The following is a 14,884-nucleotide window of genomic DNA, read 5'->3' as shown; positions in this document are numbered from 1 at the left end:
GTCTGTTTGTTAATAAGCGTACGTTATTATAAAGACTGTACGACTTAAGGTATTGGTATTGTCGCCCAAAGTAACTATTGAAAATTTAGGATTATTATTGAAATGTTAAATGCCATAACTGAGTAGAAAAATCATTATTTTAAACCACCAAATTAGCTTTCTCATCAGCTAATCCAATTTCTACAATACTACCAGAATTGAAATTCAAAAAATCGGATTCAATACCATCACTAAAAATGATGCCTTTTGTAGGCATATTGGATTCAATTTTCAATGTGGTGGTTTTTGTTATAATGCCGTAACCGATATTAGTTTGTGATTGTTTACTTAAAAAAGGTTCTCTCACTACAAAAACAAGTTGGTTTGCATTCCACTCTAATTTGGTGCTATAATGGCTTTCATTATGAAAATACCCAGAAATATTATTGGTCATATTAAAAATAGAACTTAACCAACCTGTAGAACCTGCTCCTGTTGATACTATAATACCACTTGAGGATTGTTGTTCTTTTATGCCCTTATATTCTATGCTATATCTAGACGATACGTGTGAATCTGCACCGATGTAAAAATCATTAAAAGCCAATAATTCTTGTCCATCGTTTAAAGTGGCTTTGGCCATTGTGACTTGTTTGGTGCTGTACGTACCTTTGAGCAACTTTTTGAGTATGTCTTTTAAATCGTTGGGTGCATGTTTTAATAGAATGCCATCATAGCGCTTATAATCTGGATTTATACCTATTATTGGTAATCCGTTAACGTATTTTGCTGTATTAGCGACTAAGCCATCTTGCCCAATGACGAGTACGATATCTTTTGCTGTAAATATATAAGTGGGCAAAAAAGACCTATTGATTACTTTGTATTTGAGACTATCTATGATGGTTGTTTTAATTTTTGAAAGGGATTCATAAAACGTATGATGTTCGCGTTCAAAAAAGGTAAAGTCTCCTCCAGAACTTTCAATATAAAATTTGGCTTGAGCTTTAGAGTTGAATCTTTCGATTAACTGCTCAAGCCTTGTTTTATCTCTAATTATTATGACGTTTTCGAATTTCATATTATTTACTTTTGGTAAGAGACTCTAATAAGTCTGGAGAGATATTAAGGTTTCCAATTTTATCGGCATTTTCCGCCAATTCTCTAAAGGCTAACGCTATATTATTACTTGGATCATTACCGTTATTACTGATTGCCATTAGGGTTTTCCAGTCTAGCTCTTTGTATGGTTTTAAGTTGGCATTTAATACATACTCTTTAACATCTGCTTCTTTCTTTTCGTTGGTTACTTGGATATCGATGAGGGTTTTCTTTTGCTCTTCTAGAGAAATACTAGAGGTCATATTCATTTCTTTAAGTTTCTGCTCGTTTTCTTGCTTTACGACATCTGTTTCCATTTTCTTCTCTACAATTTGCTTTTGCTTCTCCTCTACTGCGATTTCAGTATTTAGTTCACTTTCTTTTATAATGCGCTCTTGTTCTACAGCAAAATTTCTACGTTCATAAACCGCCTGATCCGCTTCCTTTTGTAAAGACTCTCTTGTTTGTGCTTCTAAGGCTCTTGCCATTTCTGGATTTGGAGAGACGCCAAGTACGTTGACACTAAGAATTTCTAATCCAAGCATTTTAACAGCTTTAGAATCTTGTACGCTAGTGAATATTTCGTTTTCTATGCCTTCTAATTGTCGTAATGCTTCTTTAAGACTTAGTTTCTGAATAATAGAGGCACTTGCTGTTTGTGCTTCATTAATAATACGTTGTTGAATTTTTTCATAGTCGCTCTTTAGATACTGTTTTTTACTATTTACCGTAAAATCTAAGGTTTCTGCGAGTTGCTTTGGCTGCACAATTTTGTAAGTGACTTGACCTTGTATCGTAACCTCTTGGTAATCTTTAGTGGTTTCATTAAATACAAATTGAAAATCATTACTCTGCACCGGAATAGACACTATTGATGCATTTGGAGAGAAATAAAAGAATGATAATCCTCTTCCCTCTTTCTTAATTTTTCCGTTTTGATAATGAATAACGTAATTCATTGAGTCGAATTTGATATAATTTATTCCTAACATAATATTGAGTATTTAAGGTTATTTGCGTAATTATAACACAAATGTAAAAGGAAATAAATTGTCCAGCAACTTTATTATGCGTTATTTTTACGCAAACTGTTTATAATGTTGATTTAAAGGGTTTTATATTTCAAAAATAATACCTTCTTCTTTTAGTTGGAAATAGCGTTTAGGATTGAATTGGAATAAATTTGCTGGTCGACCTGAACCTTTAGATACTTTTTCATCTAGTTCATCTAACACATTTAAGCCCACCATTTTTTTACGGAAGTTCCGTCTGTCGATATCGCGACCTAGTAAAGTCGTATACAGTTTTTCTAAGTCTGAAAACGGGAATTTTTTATCTAGTAGTTCAAAGCCAATAGGCTCATATGTTATTTTACCTTGCAAGCGCTCTATTGCTGCTTTTAAGATTTCTTTATGGTCGAATGATAACTTGGGTAATTCATTAATATTAAACCACTGTACTTGTTCTGCATCAGTCGAAGCCACAATTTTATAGGCATTTGGTCGTACCAATCCAAAATAAGCTACGGACACTACTCTACCTCTTGGGTCTCTACTTGGCTTTCCGAAGGTGTATAGTTGTTCTAGATAATTAATCTTAATCCCTGTTTCTTCGTGTAGTTCTCTTTCTACAGCTTCCTCTAAGGATTCTTCATTGAGTACAAAACCACCAGGAATAGCCCATTCACCTTTAAATGGTTCGTATTTTCTTTTGATTAATAATACAGATATGTTGCCTTCTTCGTATCCGAATACAACAGCATCTACAGAAAGTTTTATGGATTGATTACTCATTATGTGTAGTTTGTACACAAAAGTATAAATTTAAACTTGTTTGTACTAACTATAGATTTGGATTATTATAAGGTTCTCGATACATCCCGACGAAAAGGTCGGGACACTCGAACTGACGCAAAGATTCTCGATACATTTCTTAATTCTTCGTTGCACTTCGCATTAAGAAACACTCGAACTGACGTTAAGGGGATTTGTTGTTATCTTGATTTGGGATTTGATGTCGCTTGTGAAGTCACTTATTGCATTAGACATTAGCTTGGTTTAATTTCCTTTTCCATACAATGAAAAGGGTATGCTCTCCCAGGGAAATTGACCTCTCCTCGACTAAAATACTCACGCTTTTTATAAAAATTAATTGCATTTATGTTCTGGCTATACACATCTAAACGTATTGCAGTATACTTGTTTTGAATTGCAACATCTTCTGCAAATTCCATTAACTGCTTAGCATAACCTTGTTGCTGATGTTTGGGATCGATTACAAGTCTGTGAATCACTACAACTTTTGAGTCGTTATATTGCCAATCAATAGACTGATATTCATCTTCTTGTTCTTCACTTATATTAATGGCTCCTATTATTTCATTTTGAAGTTGTAATGTGTAAAGCACGCCTTTATTTAGATCCTCTTGAAGTATTGATAGTGTTGGATAATTTGTTGTCCACTGATATATGCCATTCTGTTCTAAGTGGTGTTTCGCATTTAGATACATTTGGAAAATGGTGTTTAGCTTAGACGATTGTCCTTTTTCTATTTTTGATTGCTGCATTTCCACAGCTTCCAATTCGGTGTCATAGATTAAAAGGCCTTGATTCTTATGATCGAGTTGTGCCATTAGCTTGCCATTTTTATTCCAAACCGCACTCTGACCAGCACTCATGAAATTATCACAATATCCTACAGCATTAGACATTAGGATGGGTATCTTATATTCCTTTGCCATTCTGGGGAAGTATGCATTGGCCTTTTCAATGCCCTCTTTGGACTTAGCGACACTTGCTATGTATAGGTTTGCATTATCATCAATGGCTTTTAAAACGTGTTTGGGTTGTAAGGCTTCGTAGCAAATTCCGATGGCAATTTTGTTGCCTTTAATGTGTATATAGGTTTGATTATTTCCACAAACGAAATAGGGTTTTTCATCTGCATGAAGGATTTGTTTAGCATACACCATGCGCTTTTTATAAGGTTGAAAGATTAGCATGCTAATGTGAATTCCTTTAATAGACTTGGTTGGCATGCCTACGCCTATGATACTTTTATTTTGATCTGATAGTTCTTGAAACCTATTGAATATGCTATCGTCTATATGGGTTGTAAGCGCTTTAGCTAACTCGGGTTCGTAACCTGTAATTGATAGTTCTGGAAAAATGATTACGTCGGCACCTAAGTTTATAGCACGTTTAATTAGTAACAAGTGATTTTTAATATTCTTATCCACTTCACCTTTTAAAGCTGCTGTTTGTGCAATACCTATTTTCATTTGTTAGTTGTGCGTTATTTTAATCAGTGCTATTCGCAATGGTCATTGTGTTGTTTTTGATCTTTTGGTATGATATAAGCCGATTTTTGTTTTTTCCAGCCCAGTTTTTGGTAAAACCCTTCTTTGTTTGGTGCTGCGGTTAGGGTGATAAAATTATAGCCTTTTAAATGTTCTGTTAATGTGTTAACGATAATTGTTCCTACCCCTTTTTTATGATGATTAGGATGCACCACAACATCTACCAGTAAAGCATAATATTTACCGTCATCTACGGTTCTGCCAAAACCAATAATTTCATTATTCATCTTAATGATACAAACTACGGCACTTTTTTTAAAAGACTGTTTAATATCTTTTGGTCTTCTTTTGTCCCAACCTACTAATTGAAAAAGCTCAGACATGTGATTCCAGTCCTTTACATACAATTTTGGATTAATTTCTACTGTCATTATTTTAAATCGTTTAGATCCTTTAATAAAAAGCAAACGTCAATTTGAGTCATTCCAATATGTGGATAGTAATTTACAGCGTCTGGTGCAGCCAACAGAATTAATGTTGCTTTAGGAGTTTCTTGTTTTGTTAATCTAATGAGTTCTTTCCCTATGCCTTGTTTTTGATAGGCTTCATCTACTGCTAAGTCTGATAAATAGGTACAATACACAACATCTGTAACGGATCTTGAAACTCCTACTAATTGGTTGTTATGTCTTGCCGTAATGATTAAATCGGCATTTTTAACCATGTCGATTATTCTATTCATATCATCAATTGGCCTGCGCTCGCCTAATGTTGATTTGATGAGTACGTCTCTAAATTCAGTTGGAGATAGGTTGTTTTCTATTTTATAAGTTATCATGATTTTAATTTATTTGATGTGCTGCACTTGATGTTATTGAGGGTTGATTTATAACTCTTCTAAAATGGATGTTCCACTTGATCTATCTCCCGAAGTCCATTGCCAAGTTTCATGGAGTCTGATTTTACCATTTGGCATCATTTCTGGTTTTGATTGACAAGTTCCTGTCATTAATTCTCCCTTCCTATTTATTTGATGATAGCGCATATCAATAGTTCCCGTTTTATCCACTAATCCTATTAAATGCCCTTTTACTATTTGTCCGCCTTTATATTCTGAAGAAATCATATTACCGGTTTGTTTATACACAAAAAGAGTTGCCTCGGAAGTTTCACCGTTTTCGGAATTTTTGATGGGTCTAAACCTCTTGTTATTATAGTTCATAATTACAAGTTATGAAATATTCAAATATCTTATATAGAATACTTTATCTAAATCATTCTTTACATACTTTTTATGAAGATTTGTATTAAAACATTGCTCATTTATTATTTAAACTCAAGCGTTAGATGCGCTCTTTGATTTTAACTCCTAGACATCTCAAATTCTTGATGCCAGAATAAGTTCTTTTTAACATAAAAAGCTTCAATAATTATGCGAAACTTAACAACATAAGACACTAAAAATCAGTATCTTTATATAGGTTTTTATCTAAAAATCGAATCTATTTTTTTCTTATAAATATATTTAATTATGAAACAGCTATTTATGGTACTTACTGCCTTATTGCTAAGTACAACGTCTTATGCACAATTTGAGGTTTCTACCAGTGGTGGTTATGCCATTGGGAGTGCTGGAATGAAAACGGGTGAAAAACAAACAACTAACGGTACAGAAAACTACTATGGTAGTTATGGAGAAGGTTTTAATGCGCAATTACGCGGCACTTATTATTATAATGATCGCTTTGGATTTGATTTAAGTCTTGGTTATCTCCATGGCTCAGATCAAACGGTTTCTAAAGTACGTTTGCCTGGTTATGAGGTTGATGCTATTGCTAGAGCGCGAGCCTTTGGCGCCTCAGCTTCTTTAGTGTATCGATTTAACACCAATGTTTATACTCGTATTGGTGCACTTGTTAAATTAGGAGGGAAAACAGAAGCTGTTGTACATCAAAAAGCTAATTTCTCGCAAGCCGAAGCTGATGCTTTTGGCATACCATTGGGATCCTATTCTGAAACTAACTATGTGGAAGACTATCACGGCCAATTCCCTTTAGGCTTTGTTGCTGCACTAGGTTATAGACATCAATTAAATTCCACGTTCAGTGTTTTTGTAGAAGCTGAGTATTACGGCATTAGTTTAAAACGAAAAGATTCTGAGATTACAGCGTTTAACACTAACGTAGTTTTAACGGACGGCACGGTTGCTGTTAGTGGTCTTTATACTATAGATAATTTACCTGCAGGCATCAATAAAACCACACATTATGTTGACGATTTGCCTAGTGATAATACAGATTCATCAAAGGAACTGGCTGTGAAAGTACCCTATTCGTCATTCGGAATTAATATTGGAGTGATTTATAAATTTAAAGGTAAAAGCAAAGATTCTCAATAGATCTTTAGGAACTTCAATGCTATTTTGAGCGTTTTTTTAGTTCATTTTACCTTAACTCTTCCATGATTTCAGCGAATAATTCATAAGAACGAATTCTGTCGTTGATATCATATAAATGGGTTACAGCAATAAGTTCCTCTGCATTGGTTTGATCTAAAAACTCTTTTACTTGGGCTTTAACCGTCGCTTTACTTCCAATAAAACTATACTTAAGCATTTGATGGACTTGCGGATTTCTCATAATATCCTTTAAGTCCTCAGTCATGTCTGTTGGTGGTTGTACGTTAGCTCTCCTTCCTGTAAATATGCCTACAATCATTCGGATTAAAGACGTTGATAAGCGTTGTGCTTCTTCATCCGTTTCCGCAATAATGATATTGACTCCAGCCATAACATATGGTTCTTTTACATCTTCTGATGGTTGAAATTCTTCACGGTAAATTTTTATCGCCTCGAACAAATGGGTTGTGGCAAAGTGACTCGCAAAAGCATAAGGCAATCCTTTTCTTGCCGCTAAATGCGCACTATCTGTACTAGACCCTAAAATATAGATGGGAACGTTTGCACCTTCCGCTACCGTTGCACGTACCATAGCCTCGGCATTGTCTATAGAAAAATAAGTTTGTATTTTCTCTACTTCCTTAGGAAACTGTTGTGCTGCTTGCATAAAATCGGTCCGAATGGCTTGTGCTGTTTCTCTATCAGTACCAGGAGCACGACCTAGACCCAAATCAATACGATTAGGATATAAGGCTGCTAGAGTTCCAAACTGTTCTGCTATAATTAATGGAGAATGGTTAGGTAGCATAATACCACCAGCTCCTATGCGCAGCGTTTTTGTTCCTTGCGCTGCATACCCAATGAGTATAGACGTGGCACTACTTCCTATATTAGAGGCATTATGGTGTTCTGCTAACCAGTAGCGTGTATAACCAAATTTTTCTGCCTGTTGTGCTAATTGCAACACATTTGCAAAGGTTTGTTGCAATGTTTGACCTTGCGACACTAGCGCAAGATCTAAAATGGAGTATTTAGTGTGCTTTGTTTTCATAACTGTAAATGATCCTTTTGTCGTAACTGTTTATAAAAAATTACCTAAGCTTTATTACTCATCTAATAATTCTGAAACTATGTGTATATTCTCTGTTGACGCTAAATTAGTGCCACCTGTCATGGTTGTTGCAACACCACAAACCACTCCCCATTTTAAAATATCTTGAGCAGACATGCCTTTTGCTATGGCATATACCAATCCTGCGACCATACTATCACCAGCGCCAATGGTACTCTTCACTTTTACAGATGGAGTGTTTTGATAAAAGATACCGCTTTGAGATGCTAAAAACGCACCACGTGCACCTAAAGATACTACTACATATTCTGCATGTTTGTTATTGACTAATTGCATGGCAAAGGCTTCTTGTTCTGTTTTGGTTAAAAAGTCCTTACCAGCTAATTGTGCCAATTCACCTTGATTAGGTTTCATTAAAAACACTGGCTTTTTAAGACTTGCTTTTAAAGCTTCACCAGAGGTATCTACAATAATTTTTACATTTTTAGCACTTAAACTATTTATTAACTCGATGTAGAAATCTGAAGGCATTGTATCAGGAATACTACCACTCATTATAAACATTGAATTATCCGTAACCAACTTATTTATAGTGTTTTTAACCACTTCAATTTCAGTAGCGGTTAAACCATGTCCTGGCATTCCGAATCGGTATTGTAAATCGGTTTTAGTATCTACAACGGCTAAATTTTCGCGTGTCCATGCTTCAACTAAAATTGGTGTAATTTCTAATTTTTCATCTTGCAATAAACCCTTTAAAGTTTTCCCAGTATCACCTCCACAGGTAAACATACAATTGTTGTTTACACCTAAAGTATGAAGTACGCGAGAGATATTGACGCCACCTCCACCAGCTTGAAATTCAATGGCTTTGCATTTTAGTTTTTGCTCTGGTACTAAGTGATCAATTTTTGCACTTTTATCTAAGGCAGGATTTATGGTTAAGGTTACAATATTCATGACATCTATTGGTTTGTAGTTCGCTATATAAATGCCATAAAGTTATGGATAATTCTGAGGGATTTACATTAATATTTTCCCAAATTATGATATGAATGTGATCTATAAGACGATTAATAACAGCATCACTTATTTGGCTGCATTTATGTCCTCATCTTTAGAGAGTGTAAAATAAAACGTAGTTCCTACACCTTCCTCGCTTTCTACCCATATAGTACCATTGTAGTACGTGATAATTTTTTTAACAATAGACAAACCTACACCTGATGATGATCCTGTACTTTCTAATTTGGTAAATATTTTAAATATTTTATCGAAATAATTAGGATTGATACCTACTCCATTATCCTTAACGTAAAACTCATAATGCTCTGGTTTTTCAGTATAGCCAACATCAATAATACTTTGGTCTTTATCACTATACTTAATAGCGTTTTGTATCAGGTTTTGAAATACTTGCTTATACCTCCAAGCATTACCAGATATGCTTGGCAGTTGGTCTTGAACGGTAATCTTTACATGACTAGGAATTAACTGTGTTTGTAAGACCTCATCTAATATGGTATTAAAATTAATTAAAGTGACTTCAGATGCTAATTTATCTATAGTAGAATAATCTAAAATGCCTTTTATTAAATAATCCATTTTCTCTACGTTGAATAACACTTGATGCAACGGTTTCATTGCTTGGTCGTCTAAGATATCTTTATGGTCTTCCATAAACCAACCGACTAACGTATGGATATTAATGAGTGGTGCTTTTAAATCGTGAGAAACGACATGTGCATATTCGTTTAATTCTTGATTTTGTTTAGATAAGTTTTGTAATAACTCTTCTTTTTTAGCCTCTTGTGCCTTTATGCGTTCTTCATTTTCTTTTCGTTGAATGACATTTACCAACATATTGGCATATACAAAGAGAATGTCTTGCTCATTATCGTTATAGGTGTTCTTTTTTTTAACGGCATCAAAACCAACAAACCCAATTAATTCGTCGTTTTTAATTTTAGGAATAGCGATTAAACTTTTAATTCCTTGTGGTTCTAAAACGGCACGTAACCCTTGTTCTCCATCATCTGGTAACAAACTCACATCCTCTACATAAAAGGCTTTACCGTTTCGGTGTGCTTCTAGCCATTGTGGAATATAATCTATAGGAATATTTTGTAAGTTTTCAATTTCTGGCTCTATACCTTCTGCACACCATTCATAGGTGTTTGAGGTGGTATTGTTTATAAAATCATAAGAAAAAATATAACTTCTATCGACCTCAACAAACTCACCAATTTGCTTTAAAGATGTTTTAATGAGCTGGTCTACATGCGATAAATTAGCATTAATATACGTGGTAGAAATACTAATCAGTAGTTCTTGAAACCGCAATTGCTTTTGAATAATATTATCTTTTTCTATCTGATTAACATCACTTTCCATATCGTATTTACTAGTTTTTGAGTTGCGGTTATACACTGCATTTTTTTGCTTTCTAAATATACTGCTAACATTTTTACTACAAAAATAAACGCCATAAAAAGCATTATAAAAATGCTTAAAAAAAAAGAGGACCGTTATTTTACTAACCATCCTCTTTTCAACTAATCAACCAATCTAATCTAACTCTTCAATTTTTAATGTCTTTGTTTTATTCCATATCAATAATCCCTACCACTTCATAAGCTCTGGTGCCATCGACTTGTACTTTTTCATAAAGTATATTGGAGTATTCGTAATAGGTTTGTCCATCTATGGTTACTTTCTCATAATCTTCTGGAAGCTCGTATACCACAGTACCTACTTCTGGATCTACTACTTCATACTCGTTATTGATTTCCACATAAAATACCCCTTGTGCTACATAATAGTTCGCTGTATTAAATATTACTCTTCTGTAATTTGGTGGTAATACTTTTATTCTAAAACCTACCTTCGGAGCAATTACAATGTAACGCCCTCTAGACTGCATGTAATATTTGTTATTAGCATAGTAATAATTTTGACCTCTATGGGTTATCACTGTTCTTTTAGGTAAGGATCTTACGGATACGACCTTTCTTGTCGGTTTTCTGTAGGTCACTTTTGTGCTAGAAACTCTTCTCGTTTTGTTATTGTTTGCCACCGTTCTTTTAGTCGTCGTTGTTTTTACGGTTTTTTCTTTTGAATTTCTTCTTGTCACTTGTGCCGAAACCTGAGTTGTAAGAGCTAGCAAAAACAATGCTGGTAATATGTATGCTTTAATAAATGTTTTCATAATTTCTAAGATTTAAAATTATTGAACTTAAGGTTTTATTGTCTTTATATTAGACTCTATTTTGTTCTGATAGTTTAAAGGTATTTGCAATTAAAGACTTAAAAAAGTGAAATAGACGACGGGAATGATTTTACCTATAGACACCTTGATTTTATAGATTTGTTTTTCTTGTGTATTCTTTATTAGAACTTTTAAGACATAAAAAAAAGGCATACTTTTTAAAAAGTATACCTTCTTCTGCTATCAATCAATCTAGGGTATTATTTTAATAATGCTAGCAAACCTGTTAATTCATTTAGGTTTAGGCTAGAATTGTTGTCTGTATCTAATACATTAAAATTATCTGCAACAGTACCAATAGCTTCTGTTGAGCTAATTGCTTCGTCTTTATTAGTATCTAGTAAAGCAAAAAGACTCGTAATTTGTTGCACTGTAGAATTTGAACTTAACGAACTTAATAACGTTGCTGCATCTGCAACCGTTGATGTATTCACATTTTTAACACTATTACAGCTAAACATGGTAATAATTACGGTTAATGATAGTACTATTTTTTTCATATTTTAAGGATATCTATTTTTTGTTGAAGCAAAAGTAGTTTTAAATATTTCTACTATAAACGCAAATAGACCAATCACCTGTTTTTACCTTTAGAAAGACCAAATCTATAGACGAAATACAATAACCTTAATTATTTAAAGAATTGTTATTAATAAATTCAAGAAATTTAGGTTTATAATGCTCTGAGACAGTAATCCGTTGCTCGTTGATTATAATTTGACTACGCTCAATGACATCTATATTATTTAGGGCCACAATAAACGACCGATGTACACGCATGAATTGTGTCTCTGGTAGCTCTTCTTCTAAAGATTTTAAGCTCATAAGCGTTAAAATAGGTTTTGGGTTGTCCTTTAGCCAAATTTTGATATAATCTTTTAGACCTTCAAAATATAGCACATCAGCCAGCTTAATACGTAGTTGTTTGTATTCCGATTTTACAAACAAGAATTCTTTTTCTTCCGAAAGGATACTTTGTTTCTTTCCTTTTACCAATTCAAACCAAGTGTTTGCTTTATTGGCAGCTGCTAAAAACTCAGCATAATCAAAAGGCTTCAGTAAATAGTCTAAAGCTTCAACTTTAAAACCTTCTAAAGCATACTGATCAAAGGCTGTTGTAAAAATAACACGTGTTTCTTTAGGTAGCATTTTAGAGAACTCAATACCTGTAAGATCTGGCATTTGGATGTCTAAAAACAATAAGTCTACAGGATTGGTTTTAATATATTCCATAGCCTCAATAGCACTACTACATTTCTTTTTAAAGTCTAAGAATGGAGTTTTCTCAACATAACTTTCTACTAAATTAAGCGCCATAGGCTCATCGTCTACAATAACACAAGATATTTTTAGATTGCTCATAGTCTCTAGTTGGTTTCAATTTCTAATTCTGCTTTAAAACGCTGTTTTGTGACTTGCGTTTTAAAACTGTATTTATTTGGATACAATAGCTCTAATCGTTTTTCAATATTATGAAGTCCGATGCCTGAACCACTTTTGTCTTCTGTCTTTTTTGGAAGATTATCGTTTTCTATGACAAATAAAACTTTATTGTTATCACAACTCATATTAATATCAATAATGCTTTCTTTACTTGCCGAAACACCGTGTTTAAATGCATTTTCAATTAACGAAATAAATAGTAGTGGTGCAACTTTAACGCCTGTTTCTTGATTTGGGAAATTATAATTTACAATAGTTTTTTCAGACACGCGCAACTTCATTAAATCGATATACTTTTTCATAAAATCGATTTCCTTTGATAATGGTATTGCTTCTACATTTGTTTCATACAACATGTAACGCATCAATTTACTTAAACTGTGAATTGACGTTTTGGCTTGCTCTGGCGAAATATCTACTAATGCATAGATATTATTGAGCGAGTTGAAAAAGAAATGCGGTTGTAATTGGTAATGCAGATGTTGCAGTTCTGACTTTAACTTAATGTTAGCAGCTTCCTTTCGCTCTGCTTCTGTTTTTACCCATCGTTTTGTTGTTTTTAAAGCAATTGAAAATAACAGTGGTGCCATATAAGATAAGACTTGTATGTAAATTGCTATTTTAAATGGAGGTCTTGTTCTATCCGTGTTTTCAATACGTTTTTTTAAGATATCTTGAAAAAAATTGTCTTCAATATATTCTTTTAAAAACAAGAAAAAGATGATCATTGCTGTATTAACACCAATAAATAGGAACATTTTTTTAGTAAACAAAAAGCGATCTACTATTACAAAATAATTGAAGTAGAAGATAATTGCTGAAAAGAATAAGGGAATCCAAAAATGCGCTTTAACTCTATCTAACTCTTGTTCTTGACCATAAGACAGCAAGTACGGCAAGCAAAATAGTGTTAGCCACACTAGCAAATGTAAAAAGATTGTTATGTTTTTATTTTTATGCATTTTGTTTATTCTTTTATCCTATTCTACTCTACATTTCTCACCAAACGAATATAATTATAATAACGTTCTCCACCTTCACTTGCTGGTCCGTTTTCGTGCTTTGTATCAAATCTAACAGCTCCAGCACCATGAAAATCTAAGCCTTCATTGTTCACGGCTCTCCCAAACGCCACATACCATGCGTAGTAATAGGGTTTACCTTTTTGAAATCTAGCCGATGTACTTGTCCAATAATACGGATAATCCTTATCACCATTTTCATTAGTGATTTCAGAAGTCTTAAAAATAGAATCAATAGCAGGTCCGTCTTGTTTTGCATCTTCAGCATCTGGAGCAAAATCATAATTAACAATACCTTGAAGCTCTTTTACGTTAGGCAAACGCCAATCTGAATAACCAGCCAAAGTTGCATGTTCTGCATAGTACAGTGCATTTTTCCAGTCTAAACCTTGTTCACTATCGTTTTTAGACCACATTAAACCTGATGCTTTATCCGTTATGGTTTCGTCACCATTATCTTGAAAATCATTAACTCCATAAACCTGACCGCGAACTGCACGCACATGTTTTAACATCGGATTGCCCATTGGTCTTTCTCCTACTCCAGCAGGAGGAGGTCGTTGTCCTTCTTCGTCACCTTCTGGTCTTTCTTGTCCTTGTGAATTTTGACTACCTGGAGGTGGTCCTTTTCTGTCTTTTAGGTCTTTAGGTTCTTCTCCAGCATAGGCTTTAATATGTCCTGTGGCATGATTTACACCAAAAGCAGCTGCGTATTGACCTTCTTCTGTATGACCAAGGTATTTATTGCTTGTCCAATACTGTTCACTTTTATCCACATGGGTATTATTTACAAGTGAAAAATAAGTGGTATCGATATAAGGCCAACCTTTGTTAAAATCACTAATAGAATATAATTCTTTAGCTGTTGGCATTCTCCAATCGTCGTAACCACCAAGCTCTAAGTTTTCACAATAGGCTTTAGCGTCTTTCCTATCAAAACCTTCTGCTGTAGGGATTTCTTGCCACATTAAGCCTGTATTTAAATCTGTAGTGATGCCATCTTCATTTTTTTGAAACGCCATTTTTTTACCTTTTAAATAGTTGGCATCTTGACCATACAATGAATCGCTTGGTTTTAAATTTGAAACCACATTTCCATCTTCATCGTATAAATTTACTTGACCTGTTGCTATTTGTACGTAATTGTTTTGCTTATTGCTAACTGCTTTAGCGTTCTTGTTTTCTTTTTTACATGCTTGCAATGTAAAGACAAGCAGTATTGCTACTGATGCTATTAAAATCGAATTATTTTTAAATGTTTTCATAATTACTGTTTTTATATTCAGATAACCTTAAATGTTCT

16 protein-coding genes are annotated in these 14,884 nt (G+C 33.8%); 1 reads left to right on the top strand and 15 read right to left on the bottom strand.

Annotated elements, in window-relative coordinates; translation table 11 throughout:
• Window positions 1-139 precede the first annotated feature (139 nt).
• The 7 genes from DFQ10_RS06290 to DFQ10_RS06260 form a co-directional block, all read right to left on the bottom strand.
• Entirely contained in the window at window positions 140-1,060 is a 921-nt protein-coding gene (locus tag DFQ10_RS06290) for a diacylglycerol kinase catalytic domain-containing protein (RefSeq protein ID WP_115816555.1), read from the bottom strand.
• A 1-nt stretch (window position 1,061) separates the two neighbouring features.
• Window positions 1,062-2,039, bottom strand: a complete 978-nt coding sequence (locus DFQ10_RS06285; protein WP_245940633.1) for an SPFH domain-containing protein — start codon at window positions 2,037-2,039, stop codon at window positions 1,062-1,064.
• Between the two features lie 156 nt (window positions 2,040-2,195).
• Window positions 2,196-2,873, bottom strand: a complete 678-nt coding sequence (locus tag DFQ10_RS06280) for an NUDIX hydrolase (RefSeq protein ID WP_115816553.1) — start codon at window positions 2,871-2,873, stop codon at window positions 2,196-2,198.
• A gap of 254 nt (window positions 2,874-3,127) precedes the next feature.
• Window positions 3,128-4,360 (bottom strand): GNAT family N-acetyltransferase, encoded by a 1,233-nt coding sequence (locus tag DFQ10_RS18555; RefSeq protein ID WP_181897594.1) that lies wholly within the window; start codon window positions 4,358-4,360, stop codon window positions 3,128-3,130.
• A gap of 29 nt (window positions 4,361-4,389) precedes the next feature.
• Window positions 4,390-4,809: a GNAT family N-acetyltransferase gene (locus DFQ10_RS06270; RefSeq protein ID WP_115816552.1), complete on the bottom strand. Its 420-nt coding sequence runs from the start codon at window positions 4,807-4,809 to the stop codon at window positions 4,390-4,392.
• Complete coding sequence (locus tag DFQ10_RS06265; protein ID WP_181897593.1) at window positions 4,809-5,216, bottom strand: GNAT family N-acetyltransferase; 408 nt, start codon at window positions 5,214-5,216, stop codon at window positions 4,809-4,811. The genes DFQ10_RS06270 and DFQ10_RS06265 overlap by 1 nt, the downstream gene beginning before the upstream one ends.
• Window positions 5,217-5,264: 48 nt before the next feature.
• Complete coding sequence (locus tag DFQ10_RS06260) at window positions 5,265-5,600, bottom strand: n-acetylglutamate synthase (protein ID WP_317124890.1); 336 nt, start codon at window positions 5,598-5,600, stop codon at window positions 5,265-5,267.
• A 309-nt stretch (window positions 5,601-5,909) separates the two neighbouring features.
• Here DFQ10_RS06260 and DFQ10_RS06255 point away from each other — a divergent pair, with 309 nt between their 5' ends.
• A complete protein-coding gene (locus DFQ10_RS06255; RefSeq protein WP_115816549.1) occupies window positions 5,910-6,776 on the top strand; it encodes an outer membrane beta-barrel protein in 867 nt (288 codons plus the stop codon).
• A gap of 46 nt (window positions 6,777-6,822) precedes the next feature.
• Here the strand turns inward: DFQ10_RS06255 and DFQ10_RS06250 are convergent, their stop codons facing one another.
• From DFQ10_RS06250 to DFQ10_RS06215, 8 genes are all read right to left on the bottom strand, one after another.
• Window positions 6,823-7,827, bottom strand: a complete 1,005-nt coding sequence (locus DFQ10_RS06250) for an LLM class flavin-dependent oxidoreductase (RefSeq protein WP_115816548.1) — start codon at window positions 7,825-7,827, stop codon at window positions 6,823-6,825.
• Between the two features lie 54 nt (window positions 7,828-7,881).
• On the bottom strand, window positions 7,882-8,808 hold the full coding sequence (locus DFQ10_RS06245) for a 1-phosphofructokinase family hexose kinase (RefSeq protein ID WP_115816547.1): 927 nt from the start codon (window positions 8,806-8,808) through the stop codon (window positions 7,882-7,884).
• Between the two features lie 129 nt (window positions 8,809-8,937).
• A complete protein-coding gene (locus tag DFQ10_RS06240) occupies window positions 8,938-10,242 on the bottom strand; it encodes a sensor histidine kinase (protein ID WP_115816922.1) in 1,305 nt (434 codons plus the stop codon).
• A 208-nt stretch (window positions 10,243-10,450) separates the two neighbouring features.
• A complete protein-coding gene (locus tag DFQ10_RS06235) occupies window positions 10,451-11,056 on the bottom strand; it encodes a DUF6515 family protein (protein ID WP_115816546.1) in 606 nt (201 codons plus the stop codon).
• Between the two features lie 260 nt (window positions 11,057-11,316).
• Complete coding sequence (locus DFQ10_RS06230) at window positions 11,317-11,616, bottom strand: hypothetical protein (RefSeq protein ID WP_115816545.1); 300 nt, start codon at window positions 11,614-11,616, stop codon at window positions 11,317-11,319.
• 127 nt (window positions 11,617-11,743) lie between these two features.
• Complete coding sequence (locus tag DFQ10_RS06225) at window positions 11,744-12,478, bottom strand: LytR/AlgR family response regulator transcription factor (protein ID WP_115816544.1); 735 nt, start codon at window positions 12,476-12,478, stop codon at window positions 11,744-11,746.
• A gap of 5 nt (window positions 12,479-12,483) precedes the next feature.
• Window positions 12,484-13,458 (bottom strand): sensor histidine kinase, encoded by a 975-nt coding sequence (locus DFQ10_RS06220; RefSeq protein WP_245940631.1) that lies wholly within the window; start codon window positions 13,456-13,458, stop codon window positions 12,484-12,486.
• Between the two features lie 86 nt (window positions 13,459-13,544).
• Window positions 13,545-14,846 carry an Lcl C-terminal domain-containing protein gene (locus DFQ10_RS06215; RefSeq protein ID WP_115816542.1) on the bottom strand — a complete coding sequence of 434 codons (1,302 nt, stop codon included), beginning with the start codon at window positions 14,844-14,846 and terminating at the stop codon, window positions 13,545-13,547.
• Window positions 14,847-14,884: the final 38 nt, after the last annotated feature.

It is taken from the genome of Winogradskyella eximia (genome assembly GCF_003386165.1).
GTDB lineage: Bacteria > Bacteroidota > Bacteroidia > Flavobacteriales > Flavobacteriaceae > Winogradskyella > Winogradskyella eximia.
Note: the sequence above shows the minus strand (reverse complement) of the source record. Positions and strands in the feature narration are given on the sequence as shown.

Coding starts and splice junctions, on each gene's coding strand:
- DFQ10_RS06290 (WP_115816555.1), bottom strand. CDS start 1,060: ATGAAATTCGAAAACGTCATAATAATTAGAGATAAAACAAGGCTTGAG.
- DFQ10_RS06285 (WP_245940633.1), bottom strand. CDS start 2,039: ATGAATTACGTTATTCATTATCAAAACGGAAAAATTAAGAAAGAGGGA.
- DFQ10_RS06280 (WP_115816553.1), bottom strand. CDS start 2,873: ATGAGTAATCAATCCATAAAACTTTCTGTAGATGCTGTTGTATTCGGA.
- DFQ10_RS18555 (WP_181897594.1), bottom strand. CDS start 4,360: ATGAAAATAGGTATTGCACAAACAGCAGCTTTAAAAGGTGAAGTGGAT.
- DFQ10_RS06270 (WP_115816552.1), bottom strand. CDS start 4,809: ATGACAGTAGAAATTAATCCAAAATTGTATGTAAAGGACTGGAATCAC.
- DFQ10_RS06265 (WP_181897593.1), bottom strand. CDS start 5,216: ATGATAACTTATAAAATAGAAAACAACCTATCTCCAACTGAATTTAGA.
- DFQ10_RS06260 (WP_317124890.1), bottom strand. CDS start 5,600: ATGAACTATAATAACAAGAGGTTTAGACCCATCAAAAATTCCGAAAAC.
- DFQ10_RS06255 (WP_115816549.1), top strand. CDS start 5,910: ATGAAACAGCTATTTATGGTACTTACTGCCTTATTGCTAAGTACAACG.
- DFQ10_RS06250 (WP_115816548.1), bottom strand. CDS start 7,827: ATGAAAACAAAGCACACTAAATACTCCATTTTAGATCTTGCGCTAGTG.
- DFQ10_RS06245 (WP_115816547.1), bottom strand. CDS start 8,808: ATGAATATTGTAACCTTAACCATAAATCCTGCCTTAGATAAAAGTGCA.
- DFQ10_RS06240 (WP_115816922.1), bottom strand. CDS start 10,242: ATGGAAAGTGATGTTAATCAGATAGAAAAAGATAATATTATTCAAAAG.
- DFQ10_RS06235 (WP_115816546.1), bottom strand. CDS start 11,056: ATGAAAACATTTATTAAAGCATACATATTACCAGCATTGTTTTTGCTA.
- DFQ10_RS06230 (WP_115816545.1), bottom strand. CDS start 11,616: ATGAAAAAAATAGTACTATCATTAACCGTAATTATTACCATGTTTAGC.
- DFQ10_RS06225 (WP_115816544.1), bottom strand. CDS start 12,478: ATGAGCAATCTAAAAATATCTTGTGTTATTGTAGACGATGAGCCTATG.
- DFQ10_RS06215 (WP_115816542.1), bottom strand. CDS start 14,846: ATGAAAACATTTAAAAATAATTCGATTTTAATAGCATCAGTAGCAATA.